This window comes from Ruegeria sp. AK4, assembly GCF_056541025.1.
The window spans coordinates 15,271-33,221 of sequence record NZ_JBQFXS010000002.1; the positions used below are offsets into that span (position 1 = coordinate 15,271).

At 56.1% G+C, this 17,951-nt stretch carries 14 protein-coding genes and 1 pseudogene; 7 read left to right on the plus strand and 8 right to left on the minus strand.

Annotation, left to right across the window (positions count from 1 at the left end):
• Window positions 1–34: 34 nt before the first annotated feature.
• The 3 genes and pseudogenes from ACR0EZ_RS04045 to ACR0EZ_RS04055 form a co-directional block, all read left to right on the plus strand.
• Window positions 35–192 (plus strand): annotated as a pseudogene (locus ACR0EZ_RS04045) (IS5/IS1182 family transposase); the annotation flags it as partial.
• Between the two features lie 158 nt (window positions 193–350).
• A complete protein-coding gene (locus ACR0EZ_RS04050) occupies window positions 351–1,274 on the plus strand; it encodes an SMP-30/gluconolactonase/LRE family protein (protein ID WP_480611208.1) in 924 nt (307 codons plus the stop codon).
• A 146-nt stretch (window positions 1,275–1,420) separates the two neighbouring features.
• Window positions 1,421–4,597, plus strand: coding sequence for an ATP-binding protein (locus ACR0EZ_RS04055; RefSeq protein WP_480611802.1), 3,177 nt, complete (start codon window positions 1,421–1,423; stop codon window positions 4,595–4,597).
• Here the strand turns inward: ACR0EZ_RS04055 and ACR0EZ_RS04060 are convergent.
• The 4 genes from ACR0EZ_RS04060 to ACR0EZ_RS04075 all read right to left on the minus strand — a co-directional run bounded on the left by ACR0EZ_RS04060 (window position 4,594) and on the right by ACR0EZ_RS04075 (window position 8,903).
• Window positions 4,594–5,991: a Dyp-type peroxidase gene (locus ACR0EZ_RS04060; protein WP_480611211.1), complete on the minus strand. Its 1,398-nt coding sequence runs from the start codon at window positions 5,989–5,991 to the stop codon at window positions 4,594–4,596. The genes ACR0EZ_RS04055 and ACR0EZ_RS04060 overlap by 4 nt on opposite strands.
• Window positions 5,988–6,701, minus strand: coding sequence for a hypothetical protein (locus ACR0EZ_RS04065; RefSeq protein WP_480611214.1), 714 nt, complete (start codon window positions 6,699–6,701; stop codon window positions 5,988–5,990). Before ACR0EZ_RS04065 ends, ACR0EZ_RS04060 begins: the two co-directional genes overlap by 4 nt.
• 3 nt (window positions 6,702–6,704) lie before the next feature.
• Window positions 6,705–7,718, minus strand: coding sequence for a catalase (locus tag ACR0EZ_RS04070; protein WP_480611217.1), 1,014 nt, complete (start codon window positions 7,716–7,718; stop codon window positions 6,705–6,707).
• 135 nt (window positions 7,719–7,853) lie between these two features.
• Window positions 7,854–8,903 carry a patatin-like phospholipase family protein gene (locus ACR0EZ_RS04075; RefSeq protein ID WP_480611220.1) on the minus strand — a complete coding sequence of 350 codons (1,050 nt, stop codon included), beginning with the start codon at window positions 8,901–8,903 and terminating at the stop codon, window positions 7,854–7,856.
• 5 nt (window positions 8,904–8,908) lie between these two features.
• Here ACR0EZ_RS04075 and ACR0EZ_RS04080 point away from each other — a divergent pair, with 5 nt between their 5' ends.
• Complete coding sequence (locus ACR0EZ_RS04080; RefSeq protein ID WP_480611223.1) at window positions 8,909–9,532, plus strand: WD40 repeat domain-containing protein; 624 nt, start codon at window positions 8,909–8,911, stop codon at window positions 9,530–9,532.
• Window positions 9,533–10,179: 647 nt separating this feature from the next.
• Here ACR0EZ_RS04080 and ACR0EZ_RS04085 read toward each other — a convergent pair.
• Complete coding sequence (locus ACR0EZ_RS04085) at window positions 10,180–11,166, minus strand: lipase family protein (protein ID WP_480611226.1); 987 nt, start codon at window positions 11,164–11,166, stop codon at window positions 10,180–10,182.
• Between the two features lie 705 nt (window positions 11,167–11,871).
• Between ACR0EZ_RS04085 and ACR0EZ_RS04090 the strand changes: the two genes are divergently transcribed.
• From ACR0EZ_RS04090 to ACR0EZ_RS04100, 3 genes are read left to right on the plus strand one after another with little or no spacing between them, the layout of a single operon-like run.
• Complete coding sequence (locus ACR0EZ_RS04090; RefSeq protein WP_480611229.1) at window positions 11,872–12,390, plus strand: TRAP transporter small permease subunit; 519 nt, start codon at window positions 11,872–11,874, stop codon at window positions 12,388–12,390.
• On the plus strand, window positions 12,391–13,971 hold the full coding sequence (locus ACR0EZ_RS04095) for a TRAP transporter large permease (protein ID WP_480611232.1): 1,581 nt from the start codon (window positions 12,391–12,393) through the stop codon (window positions 13,969–13,971).
• Between the two features lie 26 nt (window positions 13,972–13,997).
• Window positions 13,998–15,062, plus strand: a complete 1,065-nt coding sequence (locus tag ACR0EZ_RS04100) for a TRAP transporter substrate-binding protein (protein ID WP_480611235.1) — start codon at window positions 13,998–14,000, stop codon at window positions 15,060–15,062.
• A gap of 68 nt (window positions 15,063–15,130) precedes the next feature.
• On the opposite strand, the gene ACR0EZ_RS04105 is transcribed toward ACR0EZ_RS04100, so the two are convergent.
• From ACR0EZ_RS04105 to uxuA, 3 genes are all read right to left on the minus strand, one after another.
• On the minus strand, window positions 15,131–15,814 hold the full coding sequence (locus ACR0EZ_RS04105; protein ID WP_480611238.1) for an IS6 family transposase: 684 nt from the start codon (window positions 15,812–15,814) through the stop codon (window positions 15,131–15,133).
• Window positions 15,815–16,004: 190 nt separating this feature from the next.
• Window positions 16,005–16,733 (minus strand): PfkB family carbohydrate kinase, encoded by a 729-nt coding sequence (locus ACR0EZ_RS04110; RefSeq protein WP_480611241.1) that lies wholly within the window; start codon window positions 16,731–16,733, stop codon window positions 16,005–16,007.
• A 37-nt stretch (window positions 16,734–16,770) separates the two neighbouring features.
• Window positions 16,771–17,943: a mannonate dehydratase gene (uxuA, locus tag ACR0EZ_RS04115; RefSeq protein WP_480611243.1), complete on the minus strand. Its 1,173-nt coding sequence runs from the start codon at window positions 17,941–17,943 to the stop codon at window positions 16,771–16,773.
• Between the last annotated feature and the right edge of the window lie 8 nt (window positions 17,944–17,951).

Sequence of the window (17,951 nt, forward strand, 5' to 3'; positions counted from 1 at the left end):
CCAGCGGGGGCGTCTACACCTTCAGAACCAGTGCGACAAGCTTAGATACAAGCGGCGAATCCGTATCCAGATAATGTTTGGCAGGCTTACGGATTGGAGATGCGTGGCTTAACGCCATTAACGTTGCCCCAAGACCTTCGTGTCTGGCATTCGCCCATCGCCCTCGCAGCAACAGTAATTTTCTGGTTGTGAATCCTGACTCTAATGCCGGCAGAGACTTGTAAAACCCTTGCAGTGTATCCAAAAATTGCCAGAGACTTCGCCGAATTTGTCCATTGCCTCGCGCAGATGGGTTTCCATCGGCAGACGCCGAAGCATTCTGATATTCGACGCACTTATGGAGGTTTGGGATGGCATTAGAATTGCAAGAGATGTGCAGCGGCTTGGGTTTTCCTGAAGGCCCGGTAGCGATGAACGATGGATCGGTTCTGTTCGTCGACATTAAGGAACAGACGCTGGCGCGTCTGTCACCCGATGGTGATGTCAGCGTTGTGGCTGAGATTCCCGGTGGACCCAACGGAGTCGCGATAGGTCCGGACGGAGCAGCCTATGTTTGCAATAATGGCGGCGTCTACAGTTTTGTACCGTTCGGTCCTGACCAAATTACCGTTCCCGCCCCGATCCGGCCCAACTACACAGGCGGGTCTGTGCACCGGGTGGATCTGAAGACCGGGGCTGTGACCCAGTTGTTTGACTCGTATAAAGGCAAGCGGCTGATTGCGCCCGACGATTTGGTGTTCGATAAGTCCGGCGGTTTCTGGTTCACTGACACAGGGATAGAGGACGAGGAGTCTACACGTTATGGTGGTCTCTACTATGCCTCGATAGATGGCGAAACGCTGATCAAAGCCGCCACGATACCCATGCCCAACGGAGTTGGATTGTCGCCGGATGGCGGAACCGTTTACGTCTCCGACACGGTGTTCGGGCGGCTTTGGGCGATGAAAACCACAGGTCCAGGTGAGGTCAAACCCGGCCCTATTCCAGGCATGCCGGGCAATGTTGTTCAAACTTTGCCGGGGTATCAGTGGCTGGACAGCCTTAAGGTTGAACAGGATGGCCGCGTCTGCGTCGGAACTTTGTTCAATGGCGGGATCACAGTGTTCAACCTGAATGGCACGACCGAGCATGTGGAAATACCCGATATGTTTACCACAAATATGTGCTTCGGTGGCAATGACATGCGTGATTTGTGGATCACGGCATCAAGCACCGGAAAAATCTACAAGACCCGATGGCCCCGCCCTGGCCTAAAACTGGAATTCACTGCTTGACGCGCACATGTCTTAGGAAAAGACATACATAGTCTGTGTCCAGTGAGACACTTACACTGCCAATTGAGTGTGCCAAAACACCTTTTCGCCCACAAACTCTGGCGGGGTGGGATCGGGTGTTGTAAACCCTTGCCCACATGGGGGATATGACGGACATACCATCTCGAACGTCTGCTGATCCGGGGCAGCGGCGCCAAGTGTCGGTCCTTTTTGCCGACATGGTCGGCTACACCGCCATCGTTGCTCGTCTGGATGAAGAAAAAGCGCTTGAATTTGTGCGCAAAGTCTACGACATGCTGACCTGCGCGGTCGAAGAAAACGGCGGCACGGTCCGCGATTTTGCTGGCGACAGCATAATGGCATTGTTCGGTATTCCCGACGCGGTGGAGGACCCGGCCTTACGGGCGTGCCGCGCCGCGTTGTCGATCCACGCAGCCTTCACTTCTGCCGGCCCCGAATTTTACAAGCGCTTTGGTGTGAGTCCGGAAATGCGCGTCGGTGTCAGCTCGGGCAATGTTTTGATGGCGACGGTTCAAGGGGAAGCTGGGCCAACGACGGCGGTGGGCAGCACGGTTAATCTGGCCGCACGTCTTGAAAACCTTGCGCCACCCGGGGGCAGCTTGCTTTGCGACACCACCCGCGACCTAGTCGAATGGATTTCTGATCTCAGCTTTTTCGGTGAACACACGATCAAGGGTCTGTCCGCACCGCAAAAGATCTGGCAACTGAAGGCTGTCACCGAAAGCGCAACGCGCTTTAACGCGTCTGTCGCGCAAGGGTTGAGCAATTATGTCGGTCGGAAGGACGAATTGGACGCAATGTCCGCAGCTCTGGTCAATTCAATATCCGGGCGATCGGTCGTTGATCTGGTGGCAGAACCGGGCTCGGGTAAAACGCGCCTTGTCTACGAATTTATTAATCGGGCGCCGACCGACGAAGTCACCACTTTGACGGGAAATTGCTTTGCCGACGGTCAGTTGGTTCCGTTCCTGCCATTTTTGGAAATCGTTCGGAAGTCCTTTCACATCAGCGACAGGAACAATCCGCTGCGCATTCAGGCGAAGCTGGAAATGGGTCTTGAGAATTACGGGCTGTTTACCCAACAAAACCTGGGCCTGATGATGAACCTTCTGGGGCTTAAACCGCCCGAAGGGTCTTTGGATGGTCTCGACGGCGTTCTGATAGGCTTGCACATTCGCGAATTGCTGAAAGCCTTACTGAAGAAGAAATGCGTTACAGATCGGGTCATTTTAGTGATCGAAGATAGCCATTGGATCGATACCTCCTCGGAAGATCTGATAACGATCGTGCTGGAAGACCCGGATATTTCGAACCTTCTGATCATTCAAACCCGACGGCCGGAGTATAAGCCGAAGTGGCTTGGCAAAAGCGGCGTGATGACCGTCGCATTGAAGCCGTTGCCAGTTGCAGACTTTGCGGATCTGGCCCAGAGCCGTCTTGGTGTGGCCGAGTTACCCAAGGGCTTGGCTGAACAGCTGACCGAACGCGCCGGGGGCAATCCGCTGTTTGGCGAAGAGATTCTGAGCTTTTTGCAGGCTCAGGGCGCATTGCGTGTCGACGACGGTGCCGCCTATTTAAGCGGGGATATCAATGACAGCGGATTGCCCCTTACGATGCGCAGTCTGCTAACAACCAGAATTGAACGTCTCGAGACCGAGGATCGAGAAGTCTTACAGGCCGCCGCCGTTATCGGTCGCCGCTTTGATCCCGGCTTGCTGTCCCAAATTGTTGAGAGTGCCAATGAAATTGGAACAACTCTAGAACGACTGCAGGCGCAGGATGTGTTGTATCGCGAGGCGAACTCAACAGACTACATCTTCAAACACGTTCTGCTGCGGGACTCGGTATACCAGAGCCTTATTCTGTCACGCCGTTCCGAGCTACACTTGGCGATCGCCGACGCACTTGTTTTGCGCAATTCAAACCGGTTGCAGGAGGTGGCCGAAACTCTGGCTTTCCACTACAGACAAACAAATCGCACCGATCAGGCGTTCCGTTACAGTGCGATGGCCGGGGACAAAAGCCTAGGTGTTTATTCGTTGGACGAAGCCAACCGGTTCTTTGTCGCGGCGCTGGACCTGTATCAAAGCGATCCGGACTGCGCTTCGAACGAAGAGTTCGCCGCTTTCATGGCTAGCTTTGCTCTGTGTTCAAATATTTCCTTGCGGGTCAAATCGATTATCGAACTGGCCGGTACCGTGCGTCCAATCCTGCAAAGGGTAGGGGACAGTCAGCACCACGCCTTGTTCCTGCACCATTACGTGTCGTGTCTGGTGTGCAATGGCAAATACCACGAAGCTCATTGGGTGCAGCAGGAACTGACCGAGATGGCACAACGTCTGAGGGAGCCGTTCTCAAGCGCTTATGCCATGGTCAATGAACTGTCGGTCTCGATCTATCATTCTCCGATCCCGAGTAAACTGTTTGAGACCAGAAAAAGGGAAATAGAGACTATTCTGGACAAAATCGATGACGCCTATATTCACAATTTCTTTCTAGCCACGGTTGGCTGGAACGAATTGACCCGCGGTCGCGTGGCCCGGGCTCATGAGGCTGCGGATCGGATGATTGTTCTCGGCAGATCCAAAAACGACCCGCGTGCGGTGGGCTATGGAACCGCGATGAAAGCGCTGATTGCAATGGTCACGGATGATCATGAACTGGCGCTGACAATGGCTGAACAGGCGCGGCAGGATTCGCAGGTCGAGTTTGAGCATGCCATAGCCGAGGCCGCCCGGGTCGCCGCCATGATTCCGCTGGAAAAACCCGGTGCAATCGAAACCGCCCAAAATCATATCAGAGATTGCGACGAGAAAGGGTGGGCATTGTTCACCTTCGGGCCTGCAACAATGCTGGGCGTGGCCTATGCACTGAACGGCCAGGTTACCGCCGGTCTGCGTCAGGTCGAATGGGCCATCCAGAAACGTACGGATGAGGGCACTCAGGTTTCCGCCGACTGGGCGCGGTTGTTTTTGTGCGAAATGTATCTGGCCATTCTCACGGGCGAGGGTGGCGGCTCACTCCGCGTATTGATCAAGAATCTCGGCACGATTATCTGGGTCATGCTATTTGGCAGGAAGCGGTTGATTGCAATGATTGAACAGGTACGCAACAACCCACAGTTCGACAAAAAGGGCCACTACATTGCGCGCTGCGACATGATTATCGGGCTGCTCCACAAGGCAATGAAAAGGAAACCACAAGCTAGAGATTACCTGACCAAAGCGCGAGTGGTCGTCGAAACCGCGGGGCAATCACCGATGTTGGCACGTATCGATGCCGCGCTGGCAGAGCTGGCCTAATCCGTCAGGTCTGACAGGTATCTGATCGCGGTCAGGCTGGGCAGGAAGGTGTAAGCGCCGCCGCGCGTTCGGATCAGGCGCGGGAAGCCGTGCAGGCGGATTGCGTCGCCATCCGGCAATGTCATGTCGAACCAGCTGGTTTCCGGCGTGTTTGCACCTAGCAGCGGGTCATTCGCCCCGGTGATCCGCGGATCCTGGAGACCCAAATTGATCCAGTCACACATAACCGCTTCGAACTGCGCGGCGATATTGGCGCCGATGAAACTGCCAAGCAGGCCGCGCTCTTGGGTATCAGGGTTTTGCGGATCGAAATCGGGGCCATAGGACATGCCCCGCCGCACCAACCGCCGCGTGTAATCGGCGATGCGCTGAACGATTGGGCCCCCCCTCGGATTGCCTCGCCGCAAGTGCGATCCCGCCGGGCAGCGGGACCAGTGCGTGTAGTCGAAATTGGTCAGTGAAACCGGTTCCTCCGGCCATTGCGCATCCGGTGACAATTCGTACGGCACGCCATTGCGCCAGCGCCCGCACATCTGCGCGGCGACCACTTCGCGAAGGGCGCCGTGCAGGTCCAGGCCTTTACCGATACGCTCCAGATTGTCGGGGTCTGCCAAGAGGTCGCGCTTGGGATGCTGCATTAGGGTGGTTGCGGCCTGATCCAGATACGCTTCGAACCCGGCCGCATCCTGCGCCAGAATCCGAAACGCGTTGAACGATCCGTTGAACCCAAGCGCATGGGGCGAAGGAACACGGAACCGAACACCCTCCTGTTTGGTTGGATAGCCCAGCAGCGCAGTACCGAGCGGGTCGATGGGCTCATCCACGCCTTCTTGATCGGGGTCGTAGACCTGTTCGAAACGCGGCTGAGAAATTCCGTCGACATAGCCGAAGAACACCTTGCCCTCGGGCAGGTTTCGCCCGTTCCGCACGCCTAGTACGTTAAAGGCTCTGGCGACCTGTTGTTCGACTGTCTCAAGTTGTTCGGGAACATCCGAATGCACAGATGCAATCAGATGTATTCGACCTGGCTGATCAAATGGGGCGGGCCAGTTCTCGGGCCCGCTGCCCCCGAAATCCCCAAGCTTCATGGCCCGCTGGGTCATACCCTGGATGAATTCGGTCGGGAAGGTCTTCAAATGCTCGGACGGCGTGCCCAAAGCCCGCAGACCCGCATAGGTGATGCCGATGTTGAAGCACAAGGGCGGCTTGGACTCCCACAAGAGGCCGCGGGTAATTTCAGGCACCGTGTCGCTGCCACCGTCGACAGCAGTGGCCAGAAACCGACGCGCGGCTGCGCGGTCGGTGACTTCGAGGATCAGATGACGCACCAGTTCGCGGCGATAGCCCCGCAGAATGTTGCCCTGAATGTCAGCGAGATCAAGTTTTGCAGTCACCAGCCCTGTCCGAATTTTTGGCGCACTTGCGCGGCTGAAACCCCGGGATAGGCGCGATAGCCTCCCCCCAGCGAGATATTGGGATTGGCGTGCAACTGCAGAACGAATTCCCGTGGTAGCGACTCCAGCTTGTGCGGTTCGTTTGGCGGCAGGCCCTTGGCCGCATCCTGCAGACCGAACAGGTCGGTGGGGAAATCGGCGGCCTGAAACAGGTCATGCGCGTGCACCCAGTCGATGAATTCTTCGACATTGCGTTCGGTCGGGATCAGGTGTTCAGCACCGTCAACCAGTGAGATGACATCGTTGAAGACACTGCCGATGGTGGTGATGAAATCGCGGATGTAATTGCTGAAATCGCCATCATAGACCGAGATCATACAGATGTTGTTGTCGATCAGCAGGAACCGCGCAAAGTGCACCGTGCCGACATTGTCGAGCCCGGCAAAAATCTCGTCGACATTCTGGGCGATGGCCAGCGTGGCCCGCGCGCGCCCGGCTGGCGACGAGTCCTTTAGCGGCATGATCAGATTCATCATCCGCTGTACGTTTTCGCTGGGCTGGGGCGAAGGGCGCGGACCGCCGGGAAGCTTCGGCTTTGGATCACGCCAGTGCCAGTACGGCACCACGATGTAACGCGACAGGAACTTGAACCATCCGCGTTCGGGCAGGCTGTTGACGTAGCTGTTGAACCAGCTGTTCTGGCTTGTCATGACCTAACTCTCCGAGAATGGGCAGGGCGACCCGCCGCGCCAGTTGCTTGATATCCTGTAGGAGTCTATGCGCACTTTCAGGACCGGATCGTCCGACGCCTCGATCCCATTGGTCAGCAAACCCGGATTAAAGCTGAGCTTTTCGCAGTCTGCGATCTGGTCCTCGGGCACCGTGTCCAGCGTCAGCGTGCCCATCATGATCCGTTTGCGATGCGGTGGCCAAGGGCGGGACGAATTGTTGAAATCGTCACCCACCTCACCAATCATCATCATTAGCGAAAACCGCGCGGGTTCCTTGGCCAGACGGTCCTGCAACTCGGCCCGCAAATAGTCATCGACCGGTGCTTTGTTTGGGTCTGTCGTGAGAACGCCCGCAATAGGCTGCCACGAAAACCGCACCCAGCGACGTGTGTTGTCGGCACCGGTGACGACGAATGTGTGCACAGCATGATATGCCGCTCTGACATAGCTGGTCGGCGCACCGATCTGGGCGGCTTGCATGATACCCAGTTGGGAATAGGCGTTCTGATCCGCGAACTCGATGGCACCGTCATCCGGGCTAATGGTTTCCCCCGGATAGGGATCGCGCTTGGGCAGGATCAGTTGCAGGTAGTTGCAAATCTTACGCCAGGGCGACTCGGCCTCATACATTCTTGGTTTCGCGGCTTCGGCGAAATCCAGAAAGGTCTCGGGTGTCGGGGCGAAAAACTCGGGCAGGGTCATCGCGATCAGATCGGTATCCGTGCCATCACCAAGATGAAACCGCACCGCCATACCGCGCACATCAGACCAGCCGTCATGCACGGCAGCGCTGCCCGATCCGTTCGAGAACCGCACAATCACATCCGCCTTTTCCGCGCAGAAATGGTCAGCGATGCAATAATTGCGGGCAATTGGAGAGGGTTCGAAACTCCCCGTCGCGCTGATACCGATACTGTGCACCGGGCGCAGAGCCGTATCGCCATCCGGGCGCTGCAACACTTCAACCAGTTTCTCGGCAATGCCGGGATCGCTCATACCTCTCCCCTTTTTCAGTCGTTGAAACCCACTGAAAAATTTCGCGTTAACCATAGGCGCCAAGCTTTCAAAGGCAACAGAAACAACGCAATGGCGGCGGCGAAACTGCTGGGCTTTTTCCAATAGTTAGACAAGTCACCACTTTTGCAGCATCTCGACGGCGTTCGCCCAGTATTTGCTTTGCTTGCTGGCGTGGAAAGCCTCCTCCATCAAACTGTAGGACGCGGGTTTGTGCGTCGCCAGACCAACGACCTTGGGAAGCGGTGGATTGATCCGCACCAGCCGGTTCTTCAAAACCATCCGTGCCATCCAGTACTGGTTTTCTGCTGAGGTGGTTAGAAGCAATTCAATCAAGGCACCTTTAGGCGCCCCCGATGTCACACCAAACCATTTCAACAGGCCCCAGTCATCGGGATTCTTGATCATTTCTTCGGAAATGTCCGTCGGTTGCTGTCCTGTGCCGATTGACAGTGCTTCGATATCCGCAACCCCCTTTGCCCGATCTGCGGCGATGGCAACGTTAATCCCGTTCATCACTGGGTTGTTGGCAAAGGTTCCACCATCGGCGAAATAGCCGAAATCGACACCGTCCGCTATGATAAGATGCGGCGGGAAATAAGACGGGGCGGCGGAACTGGCCATTGCGACGTCCAGTAGTTTGACTGCCGTCATATCCAGCCAGGCCTCATGTTCAAGGTCCTGGTTTGTGATTGTGAAAGGTGACCAACCGATCTTGTCGCTGCGATGCAGGCAAACCGTGTTGACCGCCAGAACCAGATCTGACGACAGCGACCCGATGGTTCGATCCCCGACCAGCGAGAGACCAATGCTTTGAAGCCCCGAAGCATGGTATTGCGACGCCGTAATGCCCGGGCCACCCCCAAGCTTGAGCCGACGCATGACAGCATCGAGCACTTTGTCCAGAAAACCGCGTTCGTTCTCCTGAAAAATCTGGTCAGCGTCGCCTCGGTAATGCGCGGCTAACTCACAGACTAAAGCGGCCATATCCTTGCCTTGCGTCCGACCATCCGCCAGTGCCACTGCAATTAGACCGCCGGTTGATGTGCCCGCAAAGCCGTCCGCCTTATCCAGAAATCCGGTTTCTTCGTGTAAGCCCCGCAAGATCAGGCAGGATAGGTATCCCCGTATCCCTCCGCCATCGCAGGAAACCAGCTTAAATACCATTTGACGTGCCTTCGCGTTTTTTTCCTGTAGCCTGGCTCTGGTTAGCACCAGGTGTCTTTTTTGTTCTTTTGACGCTCGCCTTGGGGGAAAACAAGCGTCGCGTAAGAATGTGCCAAACTCGTCGGCCCGGCGTTGGCGACTTTCAGGAGGCGGAAAGCGTCGATGTTATTCTGTTCTCTCCTGAAGAGACAAAATTCCTGACTAGCGCCATTTTCGGCACGTATCGTATCTGGGAAATCGAAAGCCAAGAAATGGTCATGGAATTGACTGGTCCTGATGCTGAGATTGCCGCCACAGCTTTTTCAACTGACGGTGAAGTTCTGGCAACCCTCAGCAGAGAAGGTGTTACAGTTTGGGACGTCAATAGCAATGCTCGGATAGGAGGCTTCAAAATTTGGCAAGCTGACACTCGAACATTCACAAGCGATGGCAAAGAGTTGCTAGTTGCCGATAATGATGCTTTGGCCCGATGGACTAGGACGGCAATAGGCGAAAAACCGGAGCTTATTGCAGAAAAAGTAGCGATCGGCTCCCTTGTTACCCGCAGTATTCAGGAATCGCCCATCTCCTTGTCACTTGACGCTCTCAACAATGCCTGGGACCGGTTGGACGCATTGGACATGCCTTGATCAGGTGAGTTGGAAGCTTTCGGCTTTGTTCACCCTAGGCCAACAGCACATGTGGTGGGGTTCACCACCTGCCGCTTCTGTTAACTGATGTTGTCAGAAGAACACTTCTTGAGGCGGGAAGGGGGTCGCTCATAACTTAGTTATTGTTGCTAAGGGACAGCTTCACTGGCCTACCAGAAACTGGCTCGAATTTGTCTGACAGCATTGTTTGAAGGAGCTGAAGTCCAACCGTTCCTGCCGCAGCGTTGTTCGCGGGTAGTTTTACTTGAATATCGCAATTTGAACGTATCACATGGAAAGCCATTTTTTCCTCCCTTAAAATTATTGGAAGCTTGGGTAAAATAATCTCGTCAAATGGATTGAGTTGGCGTTCAGGAAAGTACGAAGTGCACATTTCGTAATCGCGGCGACGACGATGAACGCCCCACCGCCGTATGCATCACGACAAGCTATCGCGATTTCTGTCACTACATTTAGCTTTTTTGCAAAAATTTGACGGCTCCTTTGGCTGTGCAGAGACCGGAACGAAAATTGTTTACAAAAGTCACTTCGGGTTTTGGTATTTTTTGCAATTTTTTTCGTTCTTGAACATAACGGGGCTTGTCGAGATTTTTTTGGCGGCACCATTAGAGTTGGTGAGCCGATTATCAACCGGCCTGTTGCGCCGCTGCTTTCATCATTCGAAGATAGCTGGAGACACTGGAATGAGCCGAAGCGACCGCTTCATAGTCCTTGGCTTCTAGTGCGGTCGCAACTGCGGCTAATGAAGTGCGGACGGCTCCGATGCCATATGAGACAGCCCCTTGGTTGTCTTTAATGACGATCGCGTTGCCGACAGCAGTATAACCTTTGCCCGTCAGGTCGCACGCGAGCCGCCTGATCAAGTCCCAACCAACACTTTCCAACATCCCTGAAGGTTTGAGTGCCTCCCAAATATCCGCGCGATCCCAGCGCGGTAGGTAAGGAACGGCATCCTTAATAACTTGGATCCTATGTGTCACCTGTGTGAGCCCGCTCGCATCGTAGGCCCGTGCAAACCCACTGTTGCCCGTAACAGGCGGCGCGAACGCGTAAACCGCAATCGTAAGATTGGGCCATCTTGCTCGGATGAGCGACGCGACCAGAAAGGTCATCGCCCCCCCCTTGCTATGGCCCGTAATCACTACTCCCCCCGAGAGTGAAGGGATGCGCGGTGCAAGCTCCCTTTCGATCCATGGCCAAAGGCGCTTAGTGGCGGTCGCAAACCCAGTTTCGGCGTCATCGGCCCCTTGCTCACCAAGGGACCAAGGCTCAGGCTTGGCCTCGGCATCCTGAAGCCAATCTTTGATCCACCCGATAACATCGTTCCGCACCAAATTCGGTGACAACGTGCCGCGAAGTGCAAGCACTGCTCGATCGCCCGCAAGCGCCCCGATGAGAGCGGCGTCGATATCATCCGCCCCGCAGGCTTCAAACTCGGGCGTGTAAGTTTTGCTAGGCACACTGAAACCGGCGGCATCCTGAAAAACAGGCATCACATCATAAACGAGGGCTGTGTCGCCATTACCGCGTGTTTCACTGCGTAGGATTGGCGCCTGTATGCTTGGAGTGGTTCTCGCACGGCGGATTTGGTACGCGCAGATGCAGGCGTTCATTGCGGCTAAGGCTTCGGGCCATGAAAATGGTCGACTCTTCATGAAACCATCACACAAATGCGGCAAAACTCACGCGTCAGCTTTAGTGCGCGGTGGTTGACGGACAGAAATCCCTTTGCATTGTGAGAGAAATAGAAATGTGGCATCAATCGGTCTCTAGTCGGTCAGCGTAAAGCGTGGCTGAGCAGATCCAGCATTGCTGGGAACAAAACGTTTGGGCCGGTATCATCCCGAACTTATCCCGAATACGGCTGTGTCGCAAACATTGAAAACGGTAGTTATCGATCTCCCGCAAGCGCACAAATCCTCCCCGTTGGGCAATTTTTTGAAAGCCGGAATAAGAAGCATCACAGAATTGGCTTTTTTGGATCATTCTCGCAACCTCAATTCCATCAAAGGTTGCGGAGGCAGTTGCGAACGGCTTGAAACCACAAATGTAGCGAACACGGCGCTTTATGAGTCGGTGATCATGTTAAATTATGTAGTTAATATAATTGGAACAGTTTGTTATTACCCATGCATTGCAACCGAACCGCTTCAAATTTTTTTACTTCTCGGATTCCTGCTACACTTTCGCCGCGCCCGCCGTGATGATCTTGTTCAGTGTGAAAATGGCCGTCTAATTAGACCGCGGCGACAAATTGGCTTGTTCAGTCTGTGCAGCCTCGCTTAAATTGCCAAAACGAGCCCCAAAAAACACCTATGATGATCGCCCCTTACACATCTGTTTTCCTGAAAGTGGCGGACCGTCTTCATCGGGCGTCTCTTTGGTTGTGCATCGGGCTTCTGGCGGGTTTGTTCGTCACCCAGTTGGTGGTTGTTGCGCTGCGATATCTGTTCGCTATTGGCTTTGTCGAGCTTCAGGACTTCGTGCTGTATTGCTTCGCCTGGCTGTCGGTTTTTGGCCTGCCGGTCGCGTTGAGGCTGGACATGCATGTGCGGGTAGACATTTTCCGTAGAACCGGGGCCACGCAACTAGCGCGGCGTATTGATCAGGTCGCGTTCATAGTGCTGGTTTTGCCGCTTTGTATCACGACCCTCTACTATGTTGCGCCGCTGGTGAGCTACTCCTGGTCAATCAAAGAGGGCGCGCGTGAAACCGGCGGGCTGGGCGGATATTTCCTGATCATGACGGGCCTTCCGGTTGTGTGCGTGCTGCTAATGGCCCAAATCGTAGCGCTTTTGCTGGATGGTACGATTATCCACGGCAAAGAGAGCGACTAGATGGACGTATCGCAGGTTTGGCTTTTGGTGATGGTTGCCGGCCTGATGGTAGGCATCTTGTCGGGCATTGCCGTTGTCTGGGTGCTGGCCGGGGTTCCGCTGTGCGTGGCGCTGATCGCCGCGCTGTTCGGGCATTTCGATCTGGGGTTTATCGCGGCGTTCCCGCAGCGGGTGTCCGGCATCATGAACAACAGCCTGCTGATCGCCATCCCTCTGTTCGTTCTGATGGGCATTCTGCTTGAGCAATCGCGTCAGGCTGAAAAAATGCTGATGAATATCTCGGCCCTGTTCGGTCAGACCAAATCCAGCCTTGTTCTGGCGGTTCTTTTTGTCAGTACCTTGGTGGCCGCCTCGACCGGGATCATCGGCGCGACGATTGTGATGCTGGGGCTGATCAGCCTGCCCGCATTGCTGAGTGCGGGTGTGCCGAAACGCATGACCAGCGGCCTTCTATGTGCGGTTGGTACATTGGGGCAGATCATCCCGCCTTCGATCGTTTTGATCCTGCTGGGCGATCAGATTTCCAATGCCTATATCGAAGCGCAGCAAACAATAGGCAATTTTGCCCCAGACCCGGTCAGCGTAGGCCATCTGTTTGCCGGAGCGTTGTTGCCGGGTCTGTTGCTGGTAGGTCTGTACTGCCTTTACATGCTGGTTGTCCTTTATGTCTCGGCATCCCCGAGTGACGTACTCGCAATCTCTCCGACCCCTAAGGCCGAGGGGTCCGTCACCGCACTGCTGGTGAACACCCTGCCACCGCTACTTCTGATCGTGGCCGTTTTGGGCTCGATCCTGTTCGGGGTCGCCACGCCTACGGAATCTGCAGCAATCGGTGTTGCCGGAACCATTCTGATTGCAGCCAGCAGCCTTGAAAACGCACCGCACCATCTGTCCCCGCTTTGCCTGCTTACGGTCGTTTTGGTCTTTGCCCTCTTCCTGATGCAGCGCGCCGGGCTGACACGGATCGATTTCACCAGCGGAGAACTGGTGTTCGATACCGGTTCACTAATCGCTGCGGCCATATTGGCGGTGGTCTGCCTGTTTCTGATCTATTTCTGCTACTGGCTGTTTAGGTCTGGCATTGGGCGTGTGGCCTTGAGCAAGACCGTAGAAGTCACCGCGATGGTCTTTGGGATCATCATCGCGGCCAGCATGTTGTCTCTGGTCTTTCGGGGGTTCGAAGGGGATGACTATGTTCATTCGTTCTTCACCGATCTTCCGGGCGGAGTCTGGACGATGCTTGCCGTGACCATGCTGGTGATTTTCCTGCTGGGCTTTGTTCTGGAGTTTGTTGAGATCATCTTTATCGTGATCCCCATCGTGGGGCCGATCCTGTTTCAGGCCGACATTAACCCGGTCTGGTTCGCGATCCTGATTGCGCTGAACATCCAGACTTCGTTCCTGACGCCGCCGTTTGGGTTTTCGCTGTTCTACTTCCGCTCGGTCGCACCACCCAGTATCACAACGACAGACATCTATCTTTCAGTGGCCCCGTTTGTGCTGCTACAGCTTATCGCAATCGGGATCGTCATAGCGGTTCCGGGCATCGCGACCTGGCTGCCGACATTGCTATTCAACTAGGACCACCACTCGACAGGGAGAACACTATGAAAAGACGGAGCTTTATCAAGGCGGCAGCCATTGCCGCACCTGCATCGGCGCTTGCCGCGCCAGCGGTGGCTCAGGGGAATATCGAATGGAAACTGCCAACCTCGTTTCCCGCCAAGGCGCCCGGCGTCGGCACCAATTCGGCCTCGTTTGCACAACGGGTCGCGGATATGTCCGGCGGGCGTCTTACGTTCAAGATATTCTCAAGCGGCGAACTTGTCCCCCCGTTTGGCGTTGAAGACGCGGTGCAGCAGGGAACAGCGGAAATCGGCCACTCGACCCCGTTTTATGCAGCCTCCAAGAACTCGGCCAACCACTTCTTCGGAGCAATCCCCTTTGGCATGATCGGCACTGAGCTAACGGCCTGGCTCCGCTATGGCGGCGGTCAGGAACTTTGGAACGATCTCTATGGACAACGCAATCTGGTGCCTTTCTTCTCTGGCAATTCGGGCGTTCAGTCGGCGGGTTGGTTCAAAAAGCCGGTCACGTCTATCGAAGACCTGTCGGGCCTGAACTTCCGCATCGGCGGCATGGGCGGCGAGGTGATGCGCAAACTGGGCGTGAACGCCGTACTGATGCCACCGCCCGAAATCTTCCCGGCCTTCAACTCGGGCGCTTTAGACGCGGCGGAATGGGTCGGTCCGTTCCTTGATCAGGGTTTTGGGCTGAGCAAGGTTGCCAACTACTGCTACTTCCCCTCGTTTCAGGAACCCAGCGCAGGGCTTGAGATCGTCGTGAACAAAGACGCCTGGGCCGAGCTGCCTGCGGACCTGCAAGCGATCATTGCCAACGCAGCCGAGGCTGTGTCGGTCGAGACGGTCAGCCAGTTCAACTATTTCGATTCTCAGGCCTTTGAGAAGCTGAAAGCCGACGGCGTGATCTTTGCGGAATACCCCGATGACATCGTCCAGGCCCTGAAAGTTGCCGCGGTCGAGGTTATGGATGAAAACGCGGCGGCGAACCCTGATTTTGCGATGGTGCGCGAAAGTTATGACGCATTCCTGTCCAAAGCCAAGGAATTCAACGGCGCTTATCTGGGAGCTACTCTGCGTCAGCGCGCGTAGTTGGTAACATAACGGGGTAGTGTCGCAAAATTCTGGAACGACCAGAGCGAGTGATATGCCAGACGCAGTTATCCTGCGATCTCAGCAAACATCCGAAAGCCGGAAGTCGTATTGCTAGAGAATTGCTGCTTCCGGATCATGTTGGCGACCTCGATGCCGTCCAAAGTCGCGGAAGCGGATTCGAACGACTTAAACCCACATATGTGCCGAACACGCCGCTTTATGAACCGATGATCCTGTTCGATCATGTTGTTCAAAAATTTGGACCTGATCGTCTGTACTTTGGCTAGGCAGCCGAACCGTTTTAGGATCCTGTTCACTTCTCGAATGCCAGCTGCATTTGCGCCACTTTTGTCGATTACGATTTTGTTTGGGATCCCGTTTGACGACAGTGCTTTGGCAAAGAACCTGGTTGCTCCTGGACGATTTCGTCGCTCAGACAGCATGAAATCAAGGGTGTTTCCTGCTTTGTCGACTGCTCGATAAAGATACATCCACTTGCCGCGCACACGGAGATAGGTTTCGTCCATGCGCCAGGAACTCAGCGTTGGTCGCTTCTTCGATTGCGCGCTCGCGGCGATCATCGACGAATACTTAACAACCCACCTGTTGAGAGTAGCGTGGTCCACCTGCACGCCGCGTTCGGCCACGATCTCTTCCAAATCACGGTACGACACTGTGTACCGCAAATAGAAATATACAGCAAAAAGAACTGCATCCTTGGGAAAGTGGCAGCCTTTCAGGGAGATCATACTTTAAACCTGTTCGAAAACTATTCGACGGAAACAGACTGCGAAATCTGAGTGCTCGTCAATCTCAGTTCAAAGTTTGCGACACAACCGCCACAAGTTTTTCGGGGTCAGCATCAGTGGATTTGGTCGGTGATTACCCCGCCGGTTGGGCGACCTGCGGAAACGGGCGATTTCATGGGGTGAAATGACCCTAGTCGGATCTGTCACAATCCACTTCGGGAATAATGGCACCCGGGTGCTGAATGACCTGTGTCGCCAGATCGTGCCCGGCCCGGGCGGCGGAAAGCTCGCTTTGCCCAAGGGCAAGCGCTGCCAGATATCCCGCGTTAAAACTGTCTCCGGCTGCGGTGCTGTCCAGGACGTTCGCGACCCGCGCCAACCCGTCCAGCGTCTTGCCGGACCTTAGGTCCAGCGGGCCTTTCGCGCCGCGTTTCAGGGCCCCACACGTGACACCCGAGGCGCGCAGGCGGTTTACTACCCCCAGAGGCGTGGCGTCCCCAAACAACTCCATTTCATCATCGACCGAAGGCAATGCGATGTGCGCACGTGCCCACATCGCATCATTGATCTGGCGGGCGGTTTCGGCGGAGTCCCACAGGCGGGGGCGATGGTTGCTGTCATAGGCAAATGTGCCGCCATCTTCTCGGAAGACATCCAGCCAATCCATGATCTTGTGCCGGATGTTCTGTTGCAGGATCGCCATCGAGATGCCCGACAGATAGAGCAGATCAAACCGATTCAGGCTGTTCAACTCGACCCGGCACGGGTTTTGGAACTGGCTGCGCGCCAAGTAAACGGCGGTGTTGTAGGTATCGCCCGCCACGCCCAGGGTCGCGGTGTTTGCCGGCCCTGCAATCAGCTCGATCATCACCTCGCCTAGACAGGCGATGGAACGGATCGAGCGCTTGGGCTGGCGCATTTAGTGATCCTTGAAAGCAGAGGCGGCGGGGCACCGGCTAGGGGCGGGTCGAGACCTCTCGGGCCAGGGCAGTGGCGGCACCGCGCAGTTCCGCCAGGCCGCGCAACCGTCCGATGGCAGGGTAACCGGGTGTAGATGCCTGATCCTGATCATGCAGGATACGGTGGCCGTGATCCGGGCGCATCGGGATCTGAACGCCCGTTTCCGCCTCGAGCGCAAGCAACGCCCGGATGACCGCAATCAGATCGGTGTCGCCCGCCAGATGACTGTCTTCGTGGAAATTGCGCGGATCGGTTTCGCGTTTCACGGTGCGCAGATGGGCAAAGTGAATCCGCCCTGCGAAGCTGTCGATCATAGCCAGCAGATCATTGTCGGCGCGCACGCCAAGCGAGCCGGCGCAGAGGGTGAATCCGTTCGCAGGCGACGCGTTGCGCGCCACGATCCAGGCCAGATCGTCCTTGTCCGAGACGATGCGCGGCAGTCCGAACAGATCGCGGGGCGGGTCGTCGGGGTGGATTGAAAGCCGGGCGCCGACCTGTTCGGCCACCGGCAGGACGATGTCCAGAAAGGCCCCCAGCTGAGCGCGCAGATCGGTGTGATCCATGCCGTCATAGGCCGCGATCCGGGCGCGCAACGTGTCGAGGGTATAGCTTTCCTCGGACCCCGGCAGCCCGGCGACGATGGTTTTGGTCAAACGGTCGCGCTGGCCCGCGTCGGAGTGTGCAAGCCAGCGCTCGGCCAGGTTCAGATCCTCGGGCGAGTAGTCCCGGTTCGCGTTCTTGCGCTGCAGGATGAACAGGTCGAACGCGGCATAGGCGGCGTAATCGAAACGCAGGGCCAGTGCGCCGTCGGGCATGGGATAGTTCAGCTCGGTCCGGGTCCAGTCGAGCACCGGCATGAAGTTGTAACAGATGTTGCGGATGCCCTGACGGGCGAGGCGGCGCAGGTTTTCAGCCCAGATTTGCGCATAGCGCTCCCACCCGGGCGCACCGGATTTGATGTCTTCGTGAACGGGGATGCTTTCCACCACCACCCAGTCGAGACCGGCATTCCGGATCATGTCGCGCCGTTCGGCTATTGCGGGCTCGGGCCATTCCGCGCCATTGGGAATATCGTGCAGCGCCGTTACCACGCCCGTCGCCCCCGCCTGCCTGACATAGCTCAGGGGGATGGGGTCTGACGGTCCGAACCAGCGCCAGCTTTCCAGCATGCGTCCCC